Annotated in this window: 18 protein-coding genes and 1 pseudogene; 4 read left to right on the forward strand and 15 right to left on the reverse strand. The window is 70.4% G+C overall.

Translation table 11 applies throughout. The annotated features are described in order from the left end of the window. On the reverse strand, positions 1-864 hold the full coding sequence (locus C1M51_RS04655) for a ZIP family metal transporter (RefSeq protein ID WP_165349731.1): 864 nt from the start codon (positions 862-864) through the stop codon (positions 1-3). 122 nt (positions 865-986) lie between these two features. Continuing rightward, positions 987-1859 carry a dienelactone hydrolase family protein gene (locus C1M51_RS04660; RefSeq protein ID WP_129448451.1) on the reverse strand — a complete coding sequence of 291 codons (873 nt, stop codon included), beginning with the start codon at positions 1857-1859 and terminating at the stop codon, positions 987-989. 98 nt (positions 1860-1957) lie between these two features. Between C1M51_RS04660 and C1M51_RS04665 the strand changes: the two genes are divergently transcribed. Then, positions 1958-3496, forward strand: a complete 1539-nt coding sequence (locus tag C1M51_RS04665; RefSeq protein WP_129448452.1) for a Ppx/GppA phosphatase family protein — start codon at positions 1958-1960, stop codon at positions 3494-3496. Between the two features lie 16 nt (positions 3497-3512). Here C1M51_RS04665 and C1M51_RS04670 read toward each other — a convergent pair whose 3' ends face one another. The 3 genes from C1M51_RS04670 to C1M51_RS04680 all read right to left on the reverse strand — a co-directional run bounded on the left by C1M51_RS04670 (position 3513) and on the right by C1M51_RS04680 (position 7339). Then, positions 3513-3974 carry a histidine phosphatase family protein gene (locus tag C1M51_RS04670; RefSeq protein ID WP_129448453.1) on the reverse strand — a complete coding sequence of 154 codons (462 nt, stop codon included), beginning with the start codon at positions 3972-3974 and terminating at the stop codon, positions 3513-3515. A 19-nt stretch (positions 3975-3993) separates the two neighbouring features. Continuing rightward, positions 3994-6090 (reverse strand): polyphosphate kinase 1, encoded by a 2097-nt coding sequence (gene ppk1, locus C1M51_RS04675; protein ID WP_129448454.1) that lies wholly within the window; start codon positions 6088-6090, stop codon positions 3994-3996. Between the two features lie 145 nt (positions 6091-6235). Next, a complete protein-coding gene (locus tag C1M51_RS04680; RefSeq protein ID WP_129448455.1) occupies positions 6236-7339 on the reverse strand; it encodes a porin in 1104 nt (367 codons plus the stop codon). Between the two features lie 491 nt (positions 7340-7830). Between C1M51_RS04680 and C1M51_RS19230 the strand changes: the two are divergent. Next, a pseudogene (locus C1M51_RS19230) lies at positions 7831-8436 on the forward strand (OmpW/AlkL family protein); the annotation flags it as partial. Here C1M51_RS19230 and C1M51_RS04690 read toward each other — a convergent pair. Then, positions 8347-9489, reverse strand: coding sequence for a glycosyltransferase family 1 protein (locus C1M51_RS04690; protein WP_129448457.1), 1143 nt, complete (start codon positions 9487-9489; stop codon positions 8347-8349). The pseudogene C1M51_RS19230 and the gene C1M51_RS04690 sit on opposite strands and share 90 nt — an antisense overlap. After that, the gene (locus tag C1M51_RS04695; RefSeq protein ID WP_242499972.1) at positions 9486-10394 is read right to left on the reverse strand and encodes a UDP-2,3-diacylglucosamine diphosphatase; all 909 of its coding nucleotides are present in this window, start codon (positions 10392-10394) and stop codon (positions 9486-9488) included. Before C1M51_RS04695 ends, C1M51_RS04690 begins: the two co-directional genes overlap by 4 nt. Positions 10395-10560: 166 nt before the next feature. Between C1M51_RS04695 and C1M51_RS04700 the strand changes: the two genes are divergently transcribed. Together C1M51_RS04700 and C1M51_RS04705 are read left to right on the forward strand one after the other, a co-directional pair. Further along, on the forward strand, positions 10561-11553 hold the full coding sequence (locus C1M51_RS04700) for a YncE family protein (protein WP_129448459.1): 993 nt from the start codon (positions 10561-10563) through the stop codon (positions 11551-11553). 57 nt (positions 11554-11610) lie between these two features. Beyond that, complete coding sequence (locus C1M51_RS04705; RefSeq protein ID WP_129448460.1) at positions 11611-12132, forward strand: SRPBCC family protein; 522 nt, start codon at positions 11611-11613, stop codon at positions 12130-12132. A gap of 44 nt (positions 12133-12176) precedes the next feature. Here C1M51_RS04705 and C1M51_RS04710 read toward each other — a convergent pair whose 3' ends face one another. The 8 genes from C1M51_RS04710 to hda all read right to left on the reverse strand — a co-directional run bounded on the left by C1M51_RS04710 (position 12177) and on the right by hda (position 18459). After that, the gene (locus tag C1M51_RS04710; protein WP_011830591.1) at positions 12177-13187 is read right to left on the reverse strand and encodes an inorganic phosphate transporter; all 1011 of its coding nucleotides are present in this window, start codon (positions 13185-13187) and stop codon (positions 12177-12179) included. 8 nt (positions 13188-13195) lie between these two features. Next, positions 13196-13843 (reverse strand): DUF47 domain-containing protein, encoded by a 648-nt coding sequence (locus C1M51_RS04715; RefSeq protein ID WP_011830592.1) that lies wholly within the window; start codon positions 13841-13843, stop codon positions 13196-13198. 66 nt (positions 13844-13909) lie between these two features. After that, complete coding sequence (locus C1M51_RS04720) at positions 13910-14650, reverse strand: deoxynucleoside kinase (RefSeq protein ID WP_242499973.1); 741 nt, start codon at positions 14648-14650, stop codon at positions 13910-13912. Further along, positions 14647-15003, reverse strand: coding sequence for a DMT family protein (locus C1M51_RS04725; RefSeq protein WP_129448461.1), 357 nt, complete (start codon positions 15001-15003; stop codon positions 14647-14649). The genes C1M51_RS04720 and C1M51_RS04725 overlap by 4 nt, the downstream gene beginning before the upstream one ends. Positions 15004-15012: 9 nt before the next feature. After that, positions 15013-15504: a 2-amino-4-hydroxy-6-hydroxymethyldihydropteridine diphosphokinase gene (gene folK, locus C1M51_RS04730; RefSeq protein ID WP_129448462.1), complete on the reverse strand. Its 492-nt coding sequence runs from the start codon at positions 15502-15504 to the stop codon at positions 15013-15015. Between the two features lie 2 nt (positions 15505-15506). After that, on the reverse strand, positions 15507-17117 hold the full coding sequence (gene pcnB, locus C1M51_RS04735) for a polynucleotide adenylyltransferase PcnB (RefSeq protein ID WP_129448463.1): 1611 nt from the start codon (positions 17115-17117) through the stop codon (positions 15507-15509). Continuing rightward, entirely contained in the window at positions 17114-17782 is a 669-nt protein-coding gene (locus C1M51_RS04740; RefSeq protein ID WP_129448464.1) for an HAD family phosphatase, read from the reverse strand. Before C1M51_RS04740 ends, pcnB begins: the two co-directional genes overlap by 4 nt. Further along, positions 17779-18459, reverse strand: a complete 681-nt coding sequence (gene hda, locus C1M51_RS04745) for a DnaA regulatory inactivator Hda (RefSeq protein WP_129448465.1) — start codon at positions 18457-18459, stop codon at positions 17779-17781. Before hda ends, C1M51_RS04740 begins: the two co-directional genes overlap by 4 nt. Positions 18460-18461 lie beyond the last annotated feature (2 nt).

The raw sequence follows: 18461 nt of genomic DNA on the forward strand, positions 1-18461 counted from the left end.
TCAGCGCGCCGGCTCGGCCGATCCGGCCGGGGACGGCGCGGCGGCCGCCTCGTGCGCGTGCTCTGGGTGCGCTTCGCCGCTGGCGTGATGGTGCTCGTCCGTCAGCGTGGACATCAGCGCCATCGCGCCCAGGCCGGCGGCCAGCCAGGCGAGCTGGGTCAGCGTCTCGCGCCAGGCCAGCCGGCGCTGCAGTTGCGGGATCAGGTCGGCCACCGCCACGTAGATGAAGCTGCTGGAGGCGATCACCAGCAGGTAGGGTACCCAGGGATCGAAGGGCTGGATCACGAAGTAGCCCAGCACACCGCCGACCACTGCCGCGAGCCCGGAGATCGCGTTGTAGACCAGCGCGCGGGCGCGCGAGAAACCGGCGTTGAGCAGCACCATGTAGTCGCCCACCTCCTGCGGGATCTCGTGGGCGATCACCGCCACCGCGGTGGCCACGCCCAGGTGCGGGTCGGCGAGGAAGGCGGTGGCGATCAGCACGCCGTCGCAGAAGTTGTGGATGCTGTCACCGAGCAGCACGCTCCAGCCGCCGCGGCCGGCCTGCTCGGCATCGAAGTGGTGGTGGTGGTGGTGGCCATCGCCCTCGTGGTGGTGGCTGTGGCGGTAGAGCTCGACCTTCTCGAGCAGGAAGAAGAACAGCAGGCCGCCGAGCAGCGTGGCGAACAGCGCCTGCGGCGAGCCGCCGGTCTCGAAGGCCTCGGGCAGCAGCTTGAGCAGCGCGGTGCCGAGCAGCACGCCGGCCGACAGGCTGACCAGGTGGCGCACGATCAGCGACAGCACCGAGACCGTCAGGCCGGCCGCGATCACGACCGACAGCACGCCACCGGCGAAGGTGGCCAGCACGATCCACAACAGGGTCATCGACATGTTCTTCTTTCTTCTCTCACTCTCGCTCGCTCGCTGCTCGGTCCGCTAGTGTGCGTCGTCGGGCAAAACAAAGCCGCGCCCGAAGGCGCGGCTCGCTCTGGGGGCCGGCGGCCGGATCAGGCCACGCCGTTCGCCCTGAACCAGGCCAGGCAGCGCTTCCAACCGTCGTCGGCCGCCTCCTTGCGGTAGCTCGGCCGGTAGTCGGCATGGAAGGCATGCGGCGCGTCGGGGTAGACGACGAACATCGACTGCTTCGCCGCGGCGTTCCCGGCCGCCAGAGCAGTTTTCATCTTATCAACGGTGTCAAGCGGGATGCCGCCGTCCTTCTCGCCGTAGAGGCCGAGCACCGGGCCGTTCAGGCTGCCGGCGACGTCGACCGGGTGCTTCGGCGCGAGCGGCGTGGCCTCGCCGACCAGGCGGCCGTACCAGGCCACGCCGGCCTTCACCTGCGGGTTGTGCGCGGTGTAGAGCCAGGTGATGCGCCCGCCCCAGCAGAAGCCGGTGACGCCGAGCCTGGCGCGGTTGCCGCCATTCGCGGCCGCCCACGCGACGGTGGCGTCGAGGTCCTGCATCGTCTCGGCGTCGCCCTTCTTCGACACCACCTCGGCGATCAGCTTCGGGATGTCGCTGTAGGCCTTGGCGTCGCCCTGGCGCACGAACATCTCGGGCGCGATCGCGAGGTAGCCTTGCTTCGCGAAGCGCCGCGCGACGTCGGCGATGTGCTCGTGCACGCCGAAGATCTCGCTGATCACCAGCACGATGGGCAGGTCGCCCTTGCCGGCCGGCGCGGCGCGGTAGGCCGGCAGCGCGAAACCACCGACCGGGATGCTCACCGGTCCGGCCGTCAATCCCGCCGTGTCGGTGGTGACGGTCTGCGCCGAGACCGGCAGCACCGCGGCGGCGAAACCCGAACCCAGCGAAGTGGCGACGAAATCGCGTCGGCTGAACTCACGGGTCGGGTTCAGGCTGTCGAAGTCCTGCTTCAGCATCGTTCGCTCCAGTGTCGGGGTGCGGCGGATTCTAGGAAGAGGCTGCCGGCCCTGCCGCATTGGGGGCAGCGTCACCGATTGCAGGGACAATCCCGACCATGCCGACGAACGCCCTGCCCGAGTTCCCAGAAGCCGCCCCGCTGGCCGCCATCGACATCGGCTCCAACAGCTTCCGCCTCGAGATCGGCCAGCTGACCCGGGGCCGCTACAAGCGCATCGACTACCTGAAGGAGACCGTGCGCCTCGGCGGCGGGCTCGACGCCGACGGCCGCCTGAACGAGGAGGCGCAGCTGCGCGGCCTGGCCTGCCTGGCGCGCTTCGCGCTGCGGCTGCGCGGCTTTGCACCGGCCCAGGTGCGCGCCGTGGCGACCCAGACGCTGCGCGAGGCCCGGAACCGCGACGCCTTCCTGGCGCGAGCACGCACGGTGCTCGGCCACCCGATCGAGGTCATCTCGGGCCGCGAGGAAGCGCGCCTGATCTTCGCCGGCGTGGCGCGGCTGCAGCCGAGCGAGCGGCCGCGCATCGTGATCGACATCGGCGGCCGCTCCACCGAGATGATCCTCGGCCAGGGCCGCACGCCGCGCCAGGCCGAGAGCTTCCAGGTCGGCAGCGTGAGCCTGTCGATGCGCTACTTCCCCGACGGCCGCTTCACCGCCGACGCGTTCCGCGCCGCGCAGGTGGCGGCCGGCGCCGAGCTCGAGGAGGCGCTGCAGCCCTTCGCCCCGGGGCAGTGGATCGAGGCGCTGGGTTCCTCGGGCACGGTGGGTGCGGTGTCGCAGCTGCTGGCGGCCAACGGCATCAGCGACGGCGTCATCACGCCGGTGGGTCTGCGCTGGTGCATCGAGACCTGCCTTGCCGCCGGTCACCAGGATGCGCTGGACCTGCCGGGGCTCAAGCCCGAACGCCGCGCGGTGCTGGGCGGCGGCCTGTCGATCCTCTACACGCTGGCGCTGCAGTTCGGCATCGACGCGCTGCAGCCCGCACGCGGCGCCCTGCGCCAAGGCGTGCTGTTCGACCTGGCCGAGCGCCTGGAGGCGGCGCAGGCCCCGACCCGCCACACGCACCGGCAGGACATGCGCGACACCTCGGTGCACGAACTGCAGCGCCGCTTCGGCAGCGACCTTTCGCAGGCCGCGCGCGTGCAGCGCCTGGCCGGTTCGCTGTACCGGAGCACCTCGACGCCGCGCAACGGCCACACCGAGGCTGCGCGCGAGCTGGCCTGGGCCGCCGCGCTGCACGAGATCGGCATGTCGGTGTCGCACCACGACCACCACCGCCACAGCGCCTACCTGCTGGCGCACGTGGACGCGCCGGGCTTCTCGCAGAGCCAGCAGCGGCGCGTGGCCGAGCTGGTGCTCGGCCACCGCGGCAGCCTGCGCAAGCTCGACTCCACGCTGGATCAGGAGGCCACGCTGTGGCCGGTGCTCAGCCTGCGCCTCGCGGCGCTGCTGTGCCATGCGCGCAACGACGTGCCGGAGCGGGTGGTGGCGTTGCGGCGCACCGACGACGGCGCGCTGCTCCGCATCGACCGCGCCTGGGCCGACGGCCATCCCCGCACGATGCACCTGCTGGGCGAGGAGGTGCGTGCCTGGGAACGGGCCGGCCGCCTGAAGCTGGCGGTCCGCACGGACGGTTGAGCGCCGCCGCTTCCGTTCAGAGCAGGTCGGGCCCCTGCACCGCCTGCAGCACGACCTGCACCACGCCTTCGCGCTCTCGGTGCCGCAACCACCAGACGGCGCCCTTGCGGATCGACCAGTAGCGCTCGGCTTCGGCCAGCAGCCGCGCCGCCACGAAGCCCAGCGTGGGCTGGTGGCCGATCACCAGCACCGGCTCGTTCGAGTCGGGCCAGCGCGCCGCGGCCAGCAGGTCGTCGGGCGTGCCCTCGGGGGCGAGCGCTGCGACAGTCCTGAAGCTGCGGTCGAGCGCGCGCGCCGTCTGCTGGGCCCGCAAGGCCGGGCTGACGAGCACGCGCGTCGATTCGGCCAGGCGCTGGTTCAGCCACTCGGCCATGCGCTGCGCCTGCCGTTCGCCCTTGGCGGTGAGCGCCCGCTGGGTGTCGGTCTGCCCCTCGCGCAGCAAGTGCGCTTCGGCGTGACGCCAGAGGATCAGGTCCATGCCGCGTCCGGAGGCGCGCTCAGGCCGGGTGGTAGCGCGTCATCAGCGCCTGCTGGGCGCTGGGCCCGTCGGCGCCGATGCGCTCGTAGCGACCGTCGGCGAGCTGGCGCCAGGCGTCGCGGCGGTCGTGCAGGTAGGGCAGCAGGCACTCGTCGATCACGCGCTGCCGGTCGCGCGCATCGCGCACCGGCCAGGCCACCTCGATGCGGCGCATCATGTTGCGCGTCATCCAGTCGGCGCTCGACAGGTAGAGCACCTCGTCGTCGTCGGATGGCCCCCAACGGAAGTACAGGATGCGGGTGTGCTCGAGGAAGCGCCCCACCACCGAACGCACGCGCACACGCTCGGTGAACCCCGGCAGGCCCGGCGGCAGCATGCAGGCCCCGCGCACGACGAGGTCGATCTCGACGCCGGCCTGCGAGGCCTCGGCCAGCGCCAGCATCAGCGGCTCGTCGGTCAGCGAGTTGATCTTCACGACGATGCGCGCGGCCTGGCCGCTGCGCGCCGCCTCGGTGCAGCGCTGGATGAATCGCAGCATCTGGCGGTGCAGGCTGCTCGGCGCGAGCAGCAACTGCTTCGGCGCCTTGCCGCGCGTCAGGCTCGCGAGCTGCTGGAACACCAGGTCGATGTCGGCGGTCAGTCCGCCGTCGGCCGTCAGGCAGCCGATGTCGGTGTAGAGGCGCGCCGTCCTGGGGTTGTAGTTGCCGGTCGACAGATGGCCGTAACGCCGCAGCAGCGGGCCGCGAGCACCCGCCTCGCGGCGTGTGATCAGCAGCAGCTTGGCGTGCGTCTTCAGGCCGACGATGCCGTACACAACCTGCGCACCGACCGCCTCCAGGCGCTCGGCCCAGTTGATGTTGGCCTCCTCGTCGAAGCGTGCCTTCAGCTCCACGACCGCCATCACCTCCTTGCCGCGCCGCGCCGCCTCGAGCAGCAGGTCCATCAGGACCGACTGCGCGCCGGTACGGTAGATGGTCTGCTTGATCGCCAGCACGTCGGGGTCGTGCACCGCCTCGCGCAGCAGCTGCACCACCGGCTCGAAGCTCTCGAAGGGGTGGTGCATCAGCACGTCACCCTGGCGCAGGCGCTCGAACATCGAGCCCTGGGCCCCCTCGCCGCGCGGCAGCCCTCTCGGCCACGCCCATTCGTAGGGGGGGAAGCGCAGCGCGTCGGCTTCGGCCTGGTCGATCAGCTGGTTCAGCCGCACCAGGTTCACCGGCCCGTTCACGTGGTACAGCGCCGCATCGGGCAGGCCGAACTGCTGCAGCAGGAACTCGCTCAATTCCTCCGGACAGGTGGCCACCACCTCGAGCCGGATCGCCTGACCGAAGTGGCGCGTCGACAGCGAGGAGCGCAGCGCCTGGCGCAGGTTGGTCACGTCATCGTCGACGTCGAGGTCGGAATCGCGCGTCACGCGGAACTGCGAGAAGGCCTCGACCGTGCGGCCGGGAAACAGCTCCTCGAGGTGGGCGCGGATCACGCTGGACAGCAGCACGAAGGCCTGGCGGCCGCCGGCCAGCGGCTCGGGCAGGCGGATCACGCGCGGCAGCACGCGCGGCACCTTCACGATGGCGATCGAGTTGTCGCGCCCGAAGGCGTCGCGCCCGCCGAGCTTGACGATGAAGTTGAGCGACTTGTTCGCCACCTGCGGGAAGGGGTGGGCCGGATCCAGGCCGACCGGGACCAGCAGCGGCCGCACCTGGCGCTGGAAGAAGCCGTCGACCCACTGGCGCTGTGCGGCGTCGCGCTCGGCGTGGTTGAGCACCACGATGCCCTCGCGCTGCAGGGCCGGCATCACCACCTCGTTGAAGGCGGCGTACTGCGCATCGATCAGCGCATGGGCCGCGGCGGCCACCTCCGCCATCTCGCGCGAGGTGATGCCCGAACCGGGCAGCCGGGACGCCTCCAGGTAGTCGGCGAAACGCACTTCGAAGAATTCGTCCATGTTGGACGAGACGATGCACACATAGCGCAGCCGCTCCAGCAGCGGCACGTCCTCGCGCAGGGCCTGGGCCAGCACACGGCGATTGAATTCCAGGATGGCCTGCTCACGGTTGAGCAGCGGCGGCGGCGGCGGGATCACCGGCTCGACGGTGGACTTCGGGAGGGCGCTCATTTCCAGAGTCTATGAAAGACATGAGGCAGATTCGTGACAGTCCCGTGTCCTGCGGCGGACGAACCGGCGCGCGGCCAACAAAAAAGGGGCTGCGGATGCAGCCCCTCGACAGAACCCCGACGCGTCGGGGTGCTCACACGGTCGATCAGAAGTCGTGCTTGATGCCGATGCCCAGGATCTTGGTCTTCTCGCCGGGGATCGGGCCACGGTCCGCGGCGATCGACAGGGCGGGGTTCGCGCCGGTGTCGACATCCGAGTACACGAACTGCGCGTACAGGGTCGTGCGCTTCGACAGGGCGTAGTCGTTGCTGATCACGAGGTCCTTGGACTTGCCGGTGAACACGTCGTCTTCACCGTGATAGAAAGCCACGGTCATCGTGTTCTGCGGATTCCACGCCCAATCGACGCCGACGCCGAAGTAATCGGAGTCGGAGATCTTGGCGCCCGCCGCATCGTCGGTCTCGGCCTTCGCGTAGTACACCTTGCCGGTCAGCGCACCGAACGGAACCGCGAGGCCGAGGGAGAAGCGCTTGCTCTCCGCGTCGCCCGAGGCGATGCCCTTGATCTGCTGGTAGGAGCCCGACACGGTCACAGGACCGGCGTACGTGAGACCCAAGGCCACGGTGCTGCCCTCGGAGCCGCCGCCCGCCACCTCGCCCAGGCCGTAGCCGGCACGCAGCGTGACCGGGCCGAAGGCGTTGGTGTACGAGATCATGTTGCCAGTGAAGATCCCGAGGAAGTTGTTCCCGGTGACGCCGTTGCCGGCCGGGTTCTGCGTCAGGGCGTAGGGCAGCAGGGACGAGAACGATTCCTTGAAGCCGCGCGGGTCGGTGCCCAGGTCGGCCAGGATCGCCGGGCTGTACTGGCGACCCAGCAGCACGGTGCCCCAGTCGCCGGACAGGCCGACGTTGGCCTGACGGCCGAAGAGCTGCAGGCCGCCGCCGAAGCGCGTGCCGCCCGTGCTGCCGTCGAAGTCGCCTTCGAGGTTGAACACGGCCTTCAGGCCGCCGCCGAGGTCTTCATTGCCGCGGAAGCCCCAGATGCTCGGCAGGATGCCGCCATTGGCCAGGGACGTGCGCGAGCTGTCACCGGTGCCGGTCGCGACCTTGTCCTGGTACTCGACGCCCGTGTCGATGCGACCGTAGATCGTCACATTGCTTTGGGCGCTGGCCACGCCGGCCGTCGCCAGCACGGCGCCAGCGATGAGCGAGCGTTTGACAAGGGTGTGAGCCATCGTCTTTTTCGTCATGGTGTCTCCTCGTTATGGGAAGGTCTTGGATCAGTTTCGACATGTCGCGGCCAAAACCGCAGGGGTTAGCGCGCAATCGCTATGCCAGTTGCTCAACCCGCGCCGAAGAGGCCCGTCTGCGCCGCAATGGCGCAGACGAAGGGGCGAATGAGCAGCCCGAGCCCAGGAAACAAGGGATAACACCAAGGGGGGTCGCAAGCATGTGTTCCCACGGCCCATGACACATTTCCGTTCCACCTGTCACACAGTGATCGGCGGGTGGAACAACCGTTCAGCACGCCTCGGTTGCGGCGACAGAGCGTGAAGCGCAGCCCACCGCAGCGCGCCGCAAGCACCGTGACAGCCGGCTCGGGCAGGCTTCGGCCGCGTCGATGGCTTCCCCTATGATCTGCCCGGTTCCGGCCACGCCGGGGCAGCGGCGGGAGCCGCGGGCGTGCTGTCACCCGCCCTGATTCGCCACGGGAATTGCAACAACAAGATCGGAGCGTCCGTTGAAACTCGAGACCCAAGGCCGCATCGGCCGTGCCCTTGTCGCGTTCGGCCTGCTCGGCAGCGTCGCGACGGCCACCCTCGCGGCCGACGAAGACTGGCGACTGCGCGTCGGCCCCGGCCGCATCGCCTTCCACGAGCAGATCACCCTCAGCATCGGCGGCGCGCCGGTCCCCGGCGCCGGCGCCAGGCTGTCGGACGACACGACCCTGCTGGCCGAGATCGGCTACCGCTTCACTCCCGAATGGTCGGCCGGCCTCACGGTCGGCATCCCGCCCACCACCGACATCGACGGCACCGGCAGCGCCGCGGCCTTCGGGCGGCTGGGGGAGATGAAGTACGGGCCGCTGGCGCTGACCGGGCAGTACCAGTTCAACGCCGGCGGCAGGCTGCAGCCCTATCTCGGCGCGGGTGCGGTGTACTACCTCGTGATGGACGAGAAGGACGGTGCGGTCGCCGGCCTCACGGTCGACAACGCCTGGGGCTCGGTGCTGCAGGCTGGCGTGGACTACAAGCTCTCACCGACGCTGGGCCTGTTCGTCGACGTGAAGAAGCTCTTCCTCAAGACCACCGCCAGCGGCAACCTGCCCGCGCTCGGTGGCGCCCCCGTCAAGGCCGACGCGAAGCTCGACCCGCTGGTGATCCAGGCCGGGCTGCTGCTGCAGTTCTGACGGCACCAGCAGGTCGATGAACTGGTCGCACACCGAGGACCAGTCGAACTGCTGGGCACGCGCCCGCGCACCCGCACGCGGCAGCTCCAGCGCGCGCAGCGCGGCGGTGCGCAGGTCTTCGTGCAGCACGCCGCCGTGTGAGTCGCCGACCACGTCGAGCGGGCCCGCGACCGGGTAGGCCGCCACCGGCGTGCCGCAGGCCATGGCCTCCAGCATCACCAGACCGAAGGTCTCGGAGCGGCTCGGAAACACGAACACGTCGGCCGCGCTGTAGATCGACGGCAGCGCGCGGCGCGGCACGACGCCGCGCCAGTGCACCTGCGGGTACTGGCGCCGCAGGGTCGCCTCGACGGGGCCGACGCCGTAGACGAGCTTGCTGCCGGGCAGGTCGAGCCGCAGGAAAGCCTCGAGGTTCTTCTCGTACGACACCCGCCCGACATACAGGAAGATCGGCCGCGGCAGGTCGAACTCGCTGCCCGCCACCGGCGTGAAGAGGCGCAGGTCGACGCCGTGCGACCACGACCGCAGGTGGCGGAAGCCGCGCGCCGCGAGCTCCTGCCGCATGCCCTCGGAGGGCACCATCACGCCGCTGGAGGCGTCGTGGAAACGGCGGAACCAGGCATAGCTCCAGCTCGAGGGCACCCGCAGCGCCTTGGCCAAGATGTCGGGGAAGCGGGTGTGGAAGGCCGTGGTGAAGGCCAGGCCGCGCCGCAGGCAGTGCCGGCGCGCCGCGCCGCCGAGCGGCCCTTCGGTGGCGATGTGGATCGCATCGGCGCCGGCCGCGTCGATGCGGCGCGCCACCTCGGCGCCGGGGCGCCACGCCAGCTCGATCTCGCGGTAGCCGGGGCAGGCGAAGCGGCGGAAGCCCGAGGGGTCGATCACCTCGACCTCGTGCCCGCGCTGGCGCAAGCCGTCCACCAGTTCGACCAGCGTCGTGACGACGCCGTTCACCTGCGGATGCCAGGCGTCGGTGACCAGCAGCAGCTTCATGCGGCGACCCCGCGGCCGGCGGCCGCGCCGGCACCCAGCGGCACCGTCGCGGCGTCACCGGCAGCCTGCGCACCCCATCCGGCGCGGTCGCTCCAGTCCAGGATCTCCAGCCGGCCGTCGAGGTGTTCGACCAGCGCGGTGAGGCTCTCGACCCAGTCGCCGTCGTTGGCGTAGAGGATGCCGTCGATGTCGCGCAGCTCCGCGTGGTGGATGTGGCCGCAGACCACCCCCTGGACGCCGCGCCGGCGCGCCTCGCGCGCGACCGCCTGCTCGAAGTCGCCGATGAAGCTGACCGCGCGCTTGACCTTGAGCTTCAGGTATTTCGACAGGCTCCAGTACGGCAACCCGAGCCGGGCCCGCAGCGAGTTGAAGTGCCGGTTCAGCCGCAGCGTGAACTCGTAGGCCGAGTCGCCCACGTAGGCGAGCCACTTGGCGCACTGGATCACGCCATCGAAGTGGTCGCCGTGGGTGATCCACAGCTGCCGGCCGTCGACGGTGGTGTGCACGCAGTCGTCCACCACCTCGATGCCGCCGAAGCTGTGGCCGAGGTACTTGCGCGCGAACTCGTCGTGGTTGCCAGGCACGAACACCACGCGGGTGCCCTTGCGCGCCTTGCGCAGCAGCTTCTGCACCACGTCGTTGTGCGCCTGCGGCCAGTACCAGCTGCGCCGCAGCTGCCAGCCGTCGATGATGTCGCCGACGAGGTAGAGGTGGCGGCTGTCGACGGCCTTCAGGAAGTCGAGCAATGCGGCGGCCTGGCAGCCCGGCGTGCCCAGGTGCACGTCGGAGACCCAGACGCTGCGGACCCGCAAACGCCCTTCCCCCTCGTCGTCCGACGGCGGCAGCGGCGACGCGAGGGGCTCGAAGTGTGCGGTGACCGACGGGGCCGCCACCCGCGTGCCCATGGTTCGGAAGGAAAGAGACGCCCATCGCATGGACCGCCATGGTCACGCCGGCCGATGACGCGCCGGCGTCCGGCGCATGACGTTTCGATGACCGCAGCGCCACCGACAGCCCTTCGGCACGGCAGGACTTTGAAAGGGCGGCGGCGAGCGTTGTTATCGTCCCGCCATGCCTTCCCCTTCCCTGCCTGCTGCGGCCACCCCACCGCGCACGATCGCGCTGCTGGCGCTGCTGCTGCTGGCGTCGGCCTCCCCCGCCGCACCCTATGCCTACATCACCAACCAGGGCGATCACAGCGTGTCGGTGATCGATCTGGCGAGCGACCGCGTGACGGCGACCATCCCGGTGGCCCGCTCGCCGGCCGGCGTGGTGGCGGTCGGGCGGGTCGGCAAGGTGTTCGTCACCGCGCCGGACAGCAACGCCGTGTCGGTGATCGACATGCGCACGCAGCGCGTGATCGACACGCTGCCGGCCGGCCAGGGCGCGGTCGGCATCGACGCCTCGGCCGACGGCCGGCGCGTCTATGTGGCCGACTGGTTCGGCCGGCACCTGCTGGGCTTCGACACCGCCACGCACCGGGAAACCCTGCGCGTGCCGCTGGGCCGCGCGCCGGCCGGCGTGGCGGTGGCGGCCGACGGCGCGACCGTCTACGTGGCCGAGCGCGACGACAACCTCGTGGCGCTGGTCGATGTGGCCAGCGCTTCCGTGCGGGCGCGCGTGCCGGTCGGCGAACACCCGTTCGCGCTGCTGCTCGACGGCCCGCGCCAGCGGCTCTACGCGCTGAACGTCTACAGCGACGACCTGACGGCCATCGACGTGCGCGACGTGGCAGCGCCGCGCGTGATCGGCCGCGTGAAGGTGGGCAAGGCGCCCTACGGCGCCGCGCTGGCCCAGGGCGGCCGGCGCCTGTACGTCACCAATCAGCGCGACGACACCGTGTCGGTGGTCGATCCCGACACACTCACGCTGGTACAGACCCTGACGGGCTTCGGCTACCCGGAAGGCGTAGCCTCCGCAGGAGACCGCATGCTGGTGGTGAACTGGATGGACGAGAATGTTTCGGTGCTCGATGCGGCCACCGGACAGCTCTTGCGCCGCGTGAACACCGGCAGCAACCCGCGCGGCTTCGGCGCCTTCGTCGGCGCGCCGGCCGCACCCTGAAGCGATGCCGGGCGCCTGCCCTGCATCCTGGATTCCCCAACAGACAGGAGACTTTCGATGTTTTCACGGTGGCTCGCCCTCGCGGCACTGACACTGGCGTCCAGCGTGGCGCTGGCCCACGGCCCGACGCGCCAGAAGGTGGTCGAGAAGATCACGATCGACGCGCCGGCCGATGCGGTGTGGGCACAGATCAAGGACTTCGACGCGCTCGCCAAGTGGCATCCCGCCGTGGCCGAGAGCCCGGCCGACAAGGGCAACGCCGAGGGCTCGGTGCGCACCATCAAGATCAAGGGCGGCGGCGGCCTCGTCGAGTCGCTCGAGCGCTACAACGCGGAGGGCAAGAGCTACAGCTACCGCGCCAAGGATGGCGGCGCGCTGCCGGTCACCAATTACACGTCGACCATCACGGTCAGCGGCGACGGCGCCAAGAGCACCGTCGAATGGCGCGGCGCCTTCTACCGCGGCTTCCCGAACAACGACCCGCCGCCGGACCAGAACGACGAAGCCGCCGTCAAGGCGGTGACCGGCGTCTACCAGGCCGGCCTGGCGAACCTGAAGTCGCTGGCCGAGAAGAAGTGAGCGCCTGAGGCACGGCGCACGCGTCGCGCCTCATCGGCGTGAGCTCAGAACACCAGCAGGCTCAGCCCGTAGAACACCGCCGCGATCAGCGCCGAGGCCGGGATCGTGAAGATCCAGGCCCAGACGATGCGACCTGCGACGCCCCAGCGCACCGCCGACAGGCGGTGCGTCGACCCCACACCGACGATCGCGCCGGTGATGGTGTGCGTGGTCGACACCGGGATGCCCATGCCGGTGGCGAGGAACAGCGTGATCGCCCCACCGGTCTCCGCGCAGAAGCCGCCCACCGGCTTGAGCTTGGTGATCTTCTGCCCCATGGTCTTGACGATGCGCCAGCCGCCGAACATGGTGCCGAGCGCGATCGCGATGTAGCAGGACCAGATCGCCCACCACGGCGGTGACGTGTCGCCGGCCGCCGCGTAGCCCGAGGCGATCAGCAGCATCCAGATGATGCCGATGGTCTTCTGCGCGTCGTTGCCGCCGTGGCCCAGGCTGTACATGCCGGCAGACACCAGCTGGGCGCGGCGGAACCAGCGATCGATGCGCAGCGGTGTCTTGCCGCGAAACATCCAGGCCACCAGCACCATCAGGCCCGAGCCGAGCACGAAACCGAGCAGCGGCGAGACGAGGATGAAGGCGACCGTCTTCATCACGCCGGCCAGCACCAGCGCGTCGGGCCCGGCCTTCGCGATCACGGCACCGACGATGCCGCCGATCAGCGCGTGCGAGCTCGACGACGGGATGCCGTAGTACCAGGTGATCAGGTTCCAGGCGATCGCGCCGACCAGCGCGCCGAACACCACGTTCGGATCGACGATGCCGGGCTGCACGATGCCCTTGCCCACGGTCGCCGCCACCGACAGGTGGAACACGAAGATCGCGACGAAGTTGAAGAAGGCCGCGAACACCACCGCCTGCTGCGGCTTGAGCACGCCGGTCGACACGACGGTGGCGATCGAGTTCGCCGCGTCGTGGAAGCCGTTCATGAAGTCGAACGCGATCGCCAGCAGCACCAGCAATGCCACGACCCAGAAGCTGATTTGGACCGCCTCCACGGACGGTCTCAGGAGTTCTCGAGGACGATGCCCTCGATCAGATTGGCCACGTCCTCGCAGCGGTCGGTGATCGACTCGAGCATCTCGTAGATCGCCTTGAGCTTGATCAGCTCGCGCACGTCGGGCTCCTCGCGGAACAGCTTGCTCATGGCCGAGCGCATCACGCGGTCGGCATCGCTCTCGAGGTGGTCGATCTCCTCGCAGGTCTTCATCGCCGCCTCCACCGCGCTCGGCTCGCTGATGCGGGGCAGCAGGGCCACCACGTCGCGCACCCGCTCGCAGCAGCGGGCGCTGAGCTGGCCCAGGCGCAGCGTCTCCTCGGTCATGCGGCGCACGTCGTAGAGGCTCATCGTCTCGGTCGTGTCCTGCAGCAGGTCGAGCACGTCGTCCATCGCGTTGATCAGGCCGTGGATCTGCTCGCGGTCGAGCGGCGTGATGAAGGTCTTGTGCAGCAGGCGGTTGACCTCGGCGGTCACCTTGTCGGCCTTCTTCTCGGCGGAGATCACGGCCTCGGCGTAGCGCTCGCGCTCGACGGCGTCGCCGTAGTGCTCGATCATGCCAATGAACGCGCGCGCGCCCTCGACGATGTGCTCGCCGTGCTGGTTGAACAGCTCGAAGAAATTGCCTTCACGCGGCAGCAGCTTGCCGAACAGCATGGACGCTCCAGATGCAGGTGCGGCGCCGAGGGCCGGCGCCGCGCGAGGCGGATTGTCACATTACTGTCACAGCTCGATCAGACCCCCGGCAACGGTGTCGCCGATCTGTCCGTCGGCACCTCGACCGGGCGGATCCGGCGGGTCGAAGAGTTCGAAGGGGCCCTCGAAGCGATCGATGCGATCGAGCAGCTGCCGGAAGTCGGCCGGGTTCTCGCTGGGGTGGAAGACCTCGGTGTTGATCGCCAGCACCGGCGCGCCCCGGTGGTTGGCGAAGTAGCGCACGTAGCCGCGGCACAGCGAGCCGAGGTAGTCCTCGGTGATGTGGCGTTCCATCTCGATGCCGCGGCGACGGATGCGCGCCATCAGCACGTCGGGCTCCGCCTGCAGCCAGATCACCAGGTCGGGCTGCGGCGTCTGCGCGCTGTGACGCTTGTAGATCTGGCGGTAGAGCGCGAGGTCCTCGTCGCCCAGCGTGAGCATCGCGAAGATCGCGTCCTTGGCGAACAGGAAGTCGCTCACCACGCCGTGGTCGAACATGCCGCCCTGCCCCAGTTCCTTCATCTGCTCGACACGCTGGAACAGGAAGCTCAGCTGGGTCTGCAGCGCCAACGGGTTGCCGCGACCGCGGCCCTGCGGCGTCCCCATGTGCTCGTAGAAGCGCGCGAGGTAGGGGTTTTCGGCCGGCTGCTCCAGCACCAGCCGCGCGCCCCAGTGAGCCGCCAGCGTGCGGGCGAGCGTGGTCTTGCCGACACCGATCGGCCCTTCCACCACCACGTGCGCGAAGCGCATCCCGACCGCAGCGCTCATGACGACCGGAACATGAAGTACACCGCACCCACCAGGCACAGGCCGGCCCACAGGTAGTCGAGCTTCAGCGGCTCGCGCAGGTAGAACACCGCGAACGGCACGAACACGCTCAGCGTCACCACCTCCTGGATGATCTTCAGCTGACCGACGCTGAACTGCTGCGCGCCGATGCGGTTGGCCGGCACCATGAGCATGTACTCGAACAGGGCGATGCCCCAGCTCAACAAGGCGGCCACGTACCAGGGCCGGTCGGCCAGGTTCTTCAGGTGGCCGTACCACGCGAAGGTCATGAAGACGTTGGATGCGGTGAGCAGCAGGATGGTCTGCAGCGGGATGGGCAAGGACAGGTTCATGCGCGGCTTTCAGTCGGAGGGACAGCGCTCGACGGCCTGGTCGGCGACACCCGGCAGCCAGTCCGCCACAGCGCCGCGGCCGGGCAGCGCCAGCGCCGGCGCGATCTCGGCCAGCGGGCGCAGCACGAAGGCACGTTGGTGGAGGCGCGGATGCGGCAGCGTCAGCGTCGGCGTGTCGAGGCGCGTATCGCCGTGCAGCAGCAGGTCGAGGTCGAGCGTGCGCGGCGCGTTGCGGTAGGGGCGCTCGCGGCCGTGCACCTGCTCGATGGCCTGCAGCGCGGACAGCAGCGCGTGGGGCTCGAGCGCCGTGTCCAGCGCCGCGACGGCGTTGAGGTAGTCGGGGCCGCTGGAATCGATCGGCGCGCTGCGGTACAGGGAAGAGACCGCCACGAGCTGCGTGTCCGGCAGCGCCGTCAGGGCGTCGAGCGCGGCCTGCAGCGTGAGCCGCGCATCGCCCAGGTTGGCGCCGAGGCCGACGTAGGCCCGCCGCAGCACCGTCATGCTCAGGCGTCCCCGTCGCCCGCCGACGCGCCCACCGGCACCTCGCCGCTGGTCGCGCCACCGGCCGGCTTGCGGCGCCGGCGCCGGCGCTTCTTCGCCGGTGCGTCGACGGCGCCGGCCGGAGCGGACTCACCGCTGCCGCTGCTGGCGTGATGTGCACCGCTGCGGCTCGCGCCGCCGCCGGCCGCGCGACGGCCCTGGTCCTGCTCGCGCGCCAGCTCGAGCAGGGCGCGCCGCTCCTCATCGTCACCGAGCGAGAAGTCTTCCCACCACTCGGCGAGCTCGGACGCCACCTCGCCGGTGTCGGCGCGCAGGCGCAGGAAGTCGAAGCCGGCGCGAAAGCGCGGCTGCTCCACCAGGCTCAGCGGCGTGCTGCCGCTGCGGCGCTCGAAGCGCGGCTGCATCATCCAGATCTCGCGCATGTCGGTACCAAGCTTGCCGCGGCCCGAGATGTCGCCGATGCGCATGTCGAACACGCCGTCGATCGCCAGCTGCAGCGCCGGGAACGGCGGCTCGCCCTGGGCCTTGGCGCGCTCCCAGCCCACCAGCACCTCGTGCCACAGCAGGCAGGCGAGCAGGAAGCTCGGTGCGACCGGCTTGTCCTCGCCGACACGTCGATCGGTGTCGGCCAGCGCGGCGTCGATGAAGGCGGCGCGGGCGGGGTTGCGCCCGGCGTCGGCCAGCACCGCGTCGAGCAGCGGGAAGATGCCCGGCGCGTCGGGGCCTGACCCGAGCAGGCCCTGCTTGCGCAACTGGGCGATCGAGGCCAGTGCATGGCCGGTCTGCAGCAGCTTGATCATCTCGTCGAACAGCCGCGAGATCGGCACCGCCTCGAGCAGGGCCGCGCAGTCGCGCATCGGCGCGCGCGTCTTGGGCTCGATCTCGAAGCCCAGCTTGGCCGCGAAGCGCACCACCCGGATGATGCGCACCGGGTCCTCGCGGTAGCGCGTGACCGGGTCGCCGATCATGCGCAGCACGCGCTTCTTTGCGTCGGCGATGCCGCCGTGGTAGTCGACCACGATCTGCGTCTGCGGGTCGTAGTAGAGCGCATTGACGGTGAAGTCGCGCCGCGCGGCATCCTCGTGCTGCGGGCCCCAGACGTTGTCGCGCAGCACGCGGCCGCTGGCGTCCACCACGTGGCTCTTGCCGGACAGCTCGGCCTTGGAGGTCTTCTCGTTGCCGGCCACCTGCTCGGCCGCAGCCGCGTCGAGGTAGGCGCGGAAGGTCGACACCTCGATGACCTCGTGTTCGCGCCCGCGGCCGTAGACCACGTGCACGATGCGGAAGCGCCGCCCGATGATGAAGGCGCGGCGGAACAGGCCCTTCACCTGCTCCGGCGTGGCGTTGGTGGCGACGTCGAAGTCCTTGGGCCGCAGGCCCAGCATCATGTCGCGCACCGCGCCGCCGACGATGTAGGCCTCGTAGCCGGCCTCGTGCAGCGTGGCCACCACCTTCAGCGCGCGGTCGTCGACCAGCGCCGGGTCGATGCCGTGCTCGGCCTGCGCCACCTCGACGCGCTTGCCGGCCTTGGCCTGGCCCTTGCCGGGGCGGGCGGCGCTGGGTTCGCCGTCGTCGCCCTTGCCGAGCAGCTTGTTGATGAGTCTCTTGATCATGGGAACAGTTTCAGTAGGGGCCACCCGCGTTCACGGGCGATCGCCTCGAGCGCCGGCGAGGGGTTGGTCGCGACCGGGTGGGTCGCGAGCTCGAGCAGCGGCAGGTCGTTGGTCGAGTCGCTGTAGACAGTGACGCGCTCGGAGTCTTGCACACGCCGGCCCAGGCCGTGCAGCCACTGCTGCACACGCACCGTCTTGCCCTCGCGGAACGACGGCGTGCCGTGGATGCGGCCGGTGACGGCACCGGCCGCGTCGCGCTCGAGTTCCACCGCGATCAGCGTCTCGACGCCGAAGGCGGCCGCGATCGGCCGGGTGACGAACTCGTTGGTCGCGGTGACGATGGCCGTCAGCTCCCCACGCTGCTGGTGCTCGCGCACCAGTGCCAGCGCCTCGGGCCGGATCGCCGGGCGGATCAGCTCGCGCATGAAGCGCTCGTGGGCGGCGGCCTGCTCGGCCGCCGGGCGCCCCCGCCATGCGCGGGTGGCGAACTCGACGTACGCCGCGATGTCGAGCGTGCCGTCCTGGTACTGCGCATAGAAGGCGTCGTTGGCGCGCCGCTGCTCGGGACCGTCGGCCCAGCCCAGCGCCACGACGAACTCGCCCCAGGCGTGGTCGGAATCCAGCGGCAGCAGCGTGTGGTCGAGATCGAACAGGCAGAGATTCATGCACCTTCCTTCGTGGTCTGCTCGGCCAGCATGCGCTTGAGCAGGGGCACAGTGACCGCGCGCTGCTCGCTGAGCGCAAATTCGTCCAGCGCGTCCAGCAGCGCCATCAGCGAGCCGAGATCGCGCGCGAAGCGCGTCAGCAGGTAGCCCGTCACGTCGTCGGACAGGGCGATGCCGCGACGCTCCGCCTCGCGCTGGAGCGTGAGGCGCATGTCCGCCTCGGCGAGCGGCAGCAGCTGGAACACCGGCCCCCAGCCCAGGCGCGTGCGCAGGTCCTCGCGCACCGGCAGGTCGATCGGCGGCAGGCGCCCGGCCGCGACCACCGGCACACGGTGCGTCGCGGCCTCGACGAACAGCGCGAAGGCGGCGTGCTGCCGGGCGGCATCGAAATCCTCGCAGCCATCGAGCAGCACCAGGTCGAAGCCCTCGCCCCAGGGCCACGGCGCCCCGAGCGACGCAGCGAAGACGCCGACGCGCTGTCCGCGCGCCGACGCCTCGCGGGCCAGCGCGCGCAGCAGGTGGGTCTTGCCGGCACCGGCCGGCCCCCACAGGTAGAGCGGGGTCGGCGAGGCCGATGCCGCGCGCACGGCGCCGACGGCCGCCGCATTGGCGCCCACCGCGAAGTTCTCGAAGCTCTGCGCCGGGCCGGACCCGAGCTGCAAGGGCAGTTGCTTCATGC

It is taken from the genome of Methylibium sp. Pch-M (assembly GCF_004136295.1).
Lineage (GTDB): Bacteria > Pseudomonadota > Gammaproteobacteria > Burkholderiales > Burkholderiaceae_C > Methylibium > Methylibium petroleiphilum.

Coding starts and splice junctions, on each gene's coding strand:
- C1M51_RS04655 (WP_165349731.1), bottom strand. CDS start 864: ATGACCCTGTTGTGGATCGTGCTGGCCACCTTCGCCGGTGGCGTGCTG.
- C1M51_RS04660 (WP_129448451.1), bottom strand. CDS start 1,859: ATGCTGAAGCAGGACTTCGACAGCCTGAACCCGACCCGTGAGTTCAGC.
- C1M51_RS04665 (WP_129448452.1), top strand. CDS start 1,958: ATGCCGACGAACGCCCTGCCCGAGTTCCCAGAAGCCGCCCCGCTGGCC.
- C1M51_RS04670 (WP_129448453.1), bottom strand. CDS start 3,974: ATGGACCTGATCCTCTGGCGTCACGCCGAAGCGCACTTGCTGCGCGAG.
- ppk1 (WP_129448454.1), bottom strand. CDS start 6,090: ATGAGCGCCCTCCCGAAGTCCACCGTCGAGCCGGTGATCCCGCCGCCG.
- C1M51_RS04680 (WP_129448455.1), bottom strand. CDS start 7,339: ATGACGAAAAAGACGATGGCTCACACCCTTGTCAAACGCTCGCTCATC.
- C1M51_RS04690 (WP_129448457.1), bottom strand. CDS start 9,489: ATGAAGCTGCTGCTGGTCACCGACGCCTGGCATCCGCAGGTGAACGGC.
- C1M51_RS04695 (WP_242499972.1), bottom strand. CDS start 10,394: ATGGGCACGCGGGTGGCGGCCCCGTCGGTCACCGCACACTTCGAGCCC.
- C1M51_RS04700 (WP_129448459.1), top strand. CDS start 10,561: ATGCCTTCCCCTTCCCTGCCTGCTGCGGCCACCCCACCGCGCACGATC.
- C1M51_RS04705 (WP_129448460.1), top strand. CDS start 11,611: ATGTTTTCACGGTGGCTCGCCCTCGCGGCACTGACACTGGCGTCCAGC.
- C1M51_RS04715 (WP_011830592.1), bottom strand. CDS start 13,843: ATGCTGTTCGGCAAGCTGCTGCCGCGTGAAGGCAATTTCTTCGAGCTG.
- C1M51_RS04720 (WP_242499973.1), bottom strand. CDS start 14,650: ATGAGCGCTGCGGTCGGGATGCGCTTCGCGCACGTGGTGGTGGAAGGG.
- C1M51_RS04725 (WP_129448461.1), bottom strand. CDS start 15,003: ATGAACCTGTCCTTGCCCATCCCGCTGCAGACCATCCTGCTGCTCACC.
- folK (WP_129448462.1), bottom strand. CDS start 15,504: ATGACGGTGCTGCGGCGGGCCTACGTCGGCCTCGGCGCCAACCTGGGC.
- pcnB (WP_129448463.1), bottom strand. CDS start 17,117: ATGATCAAGAGACTCATCAACAAGCTGCTCGGCAAGGGCGACGACGGC.
- C1M51_RS04740 (WP_129448464.1), bottom strand. CDS start 17,782: ATGAATCTCTGCCTGTTCGATCTCGACCACACGCTGCTGCCGCTGGAT.
- hda (WP_129448465.1), bottom strand. CDS start 18,459: ATGAAGCAACTGCCCTTGCAGCTCGGGTCCGGCCCGGCGCAGAGCTTC.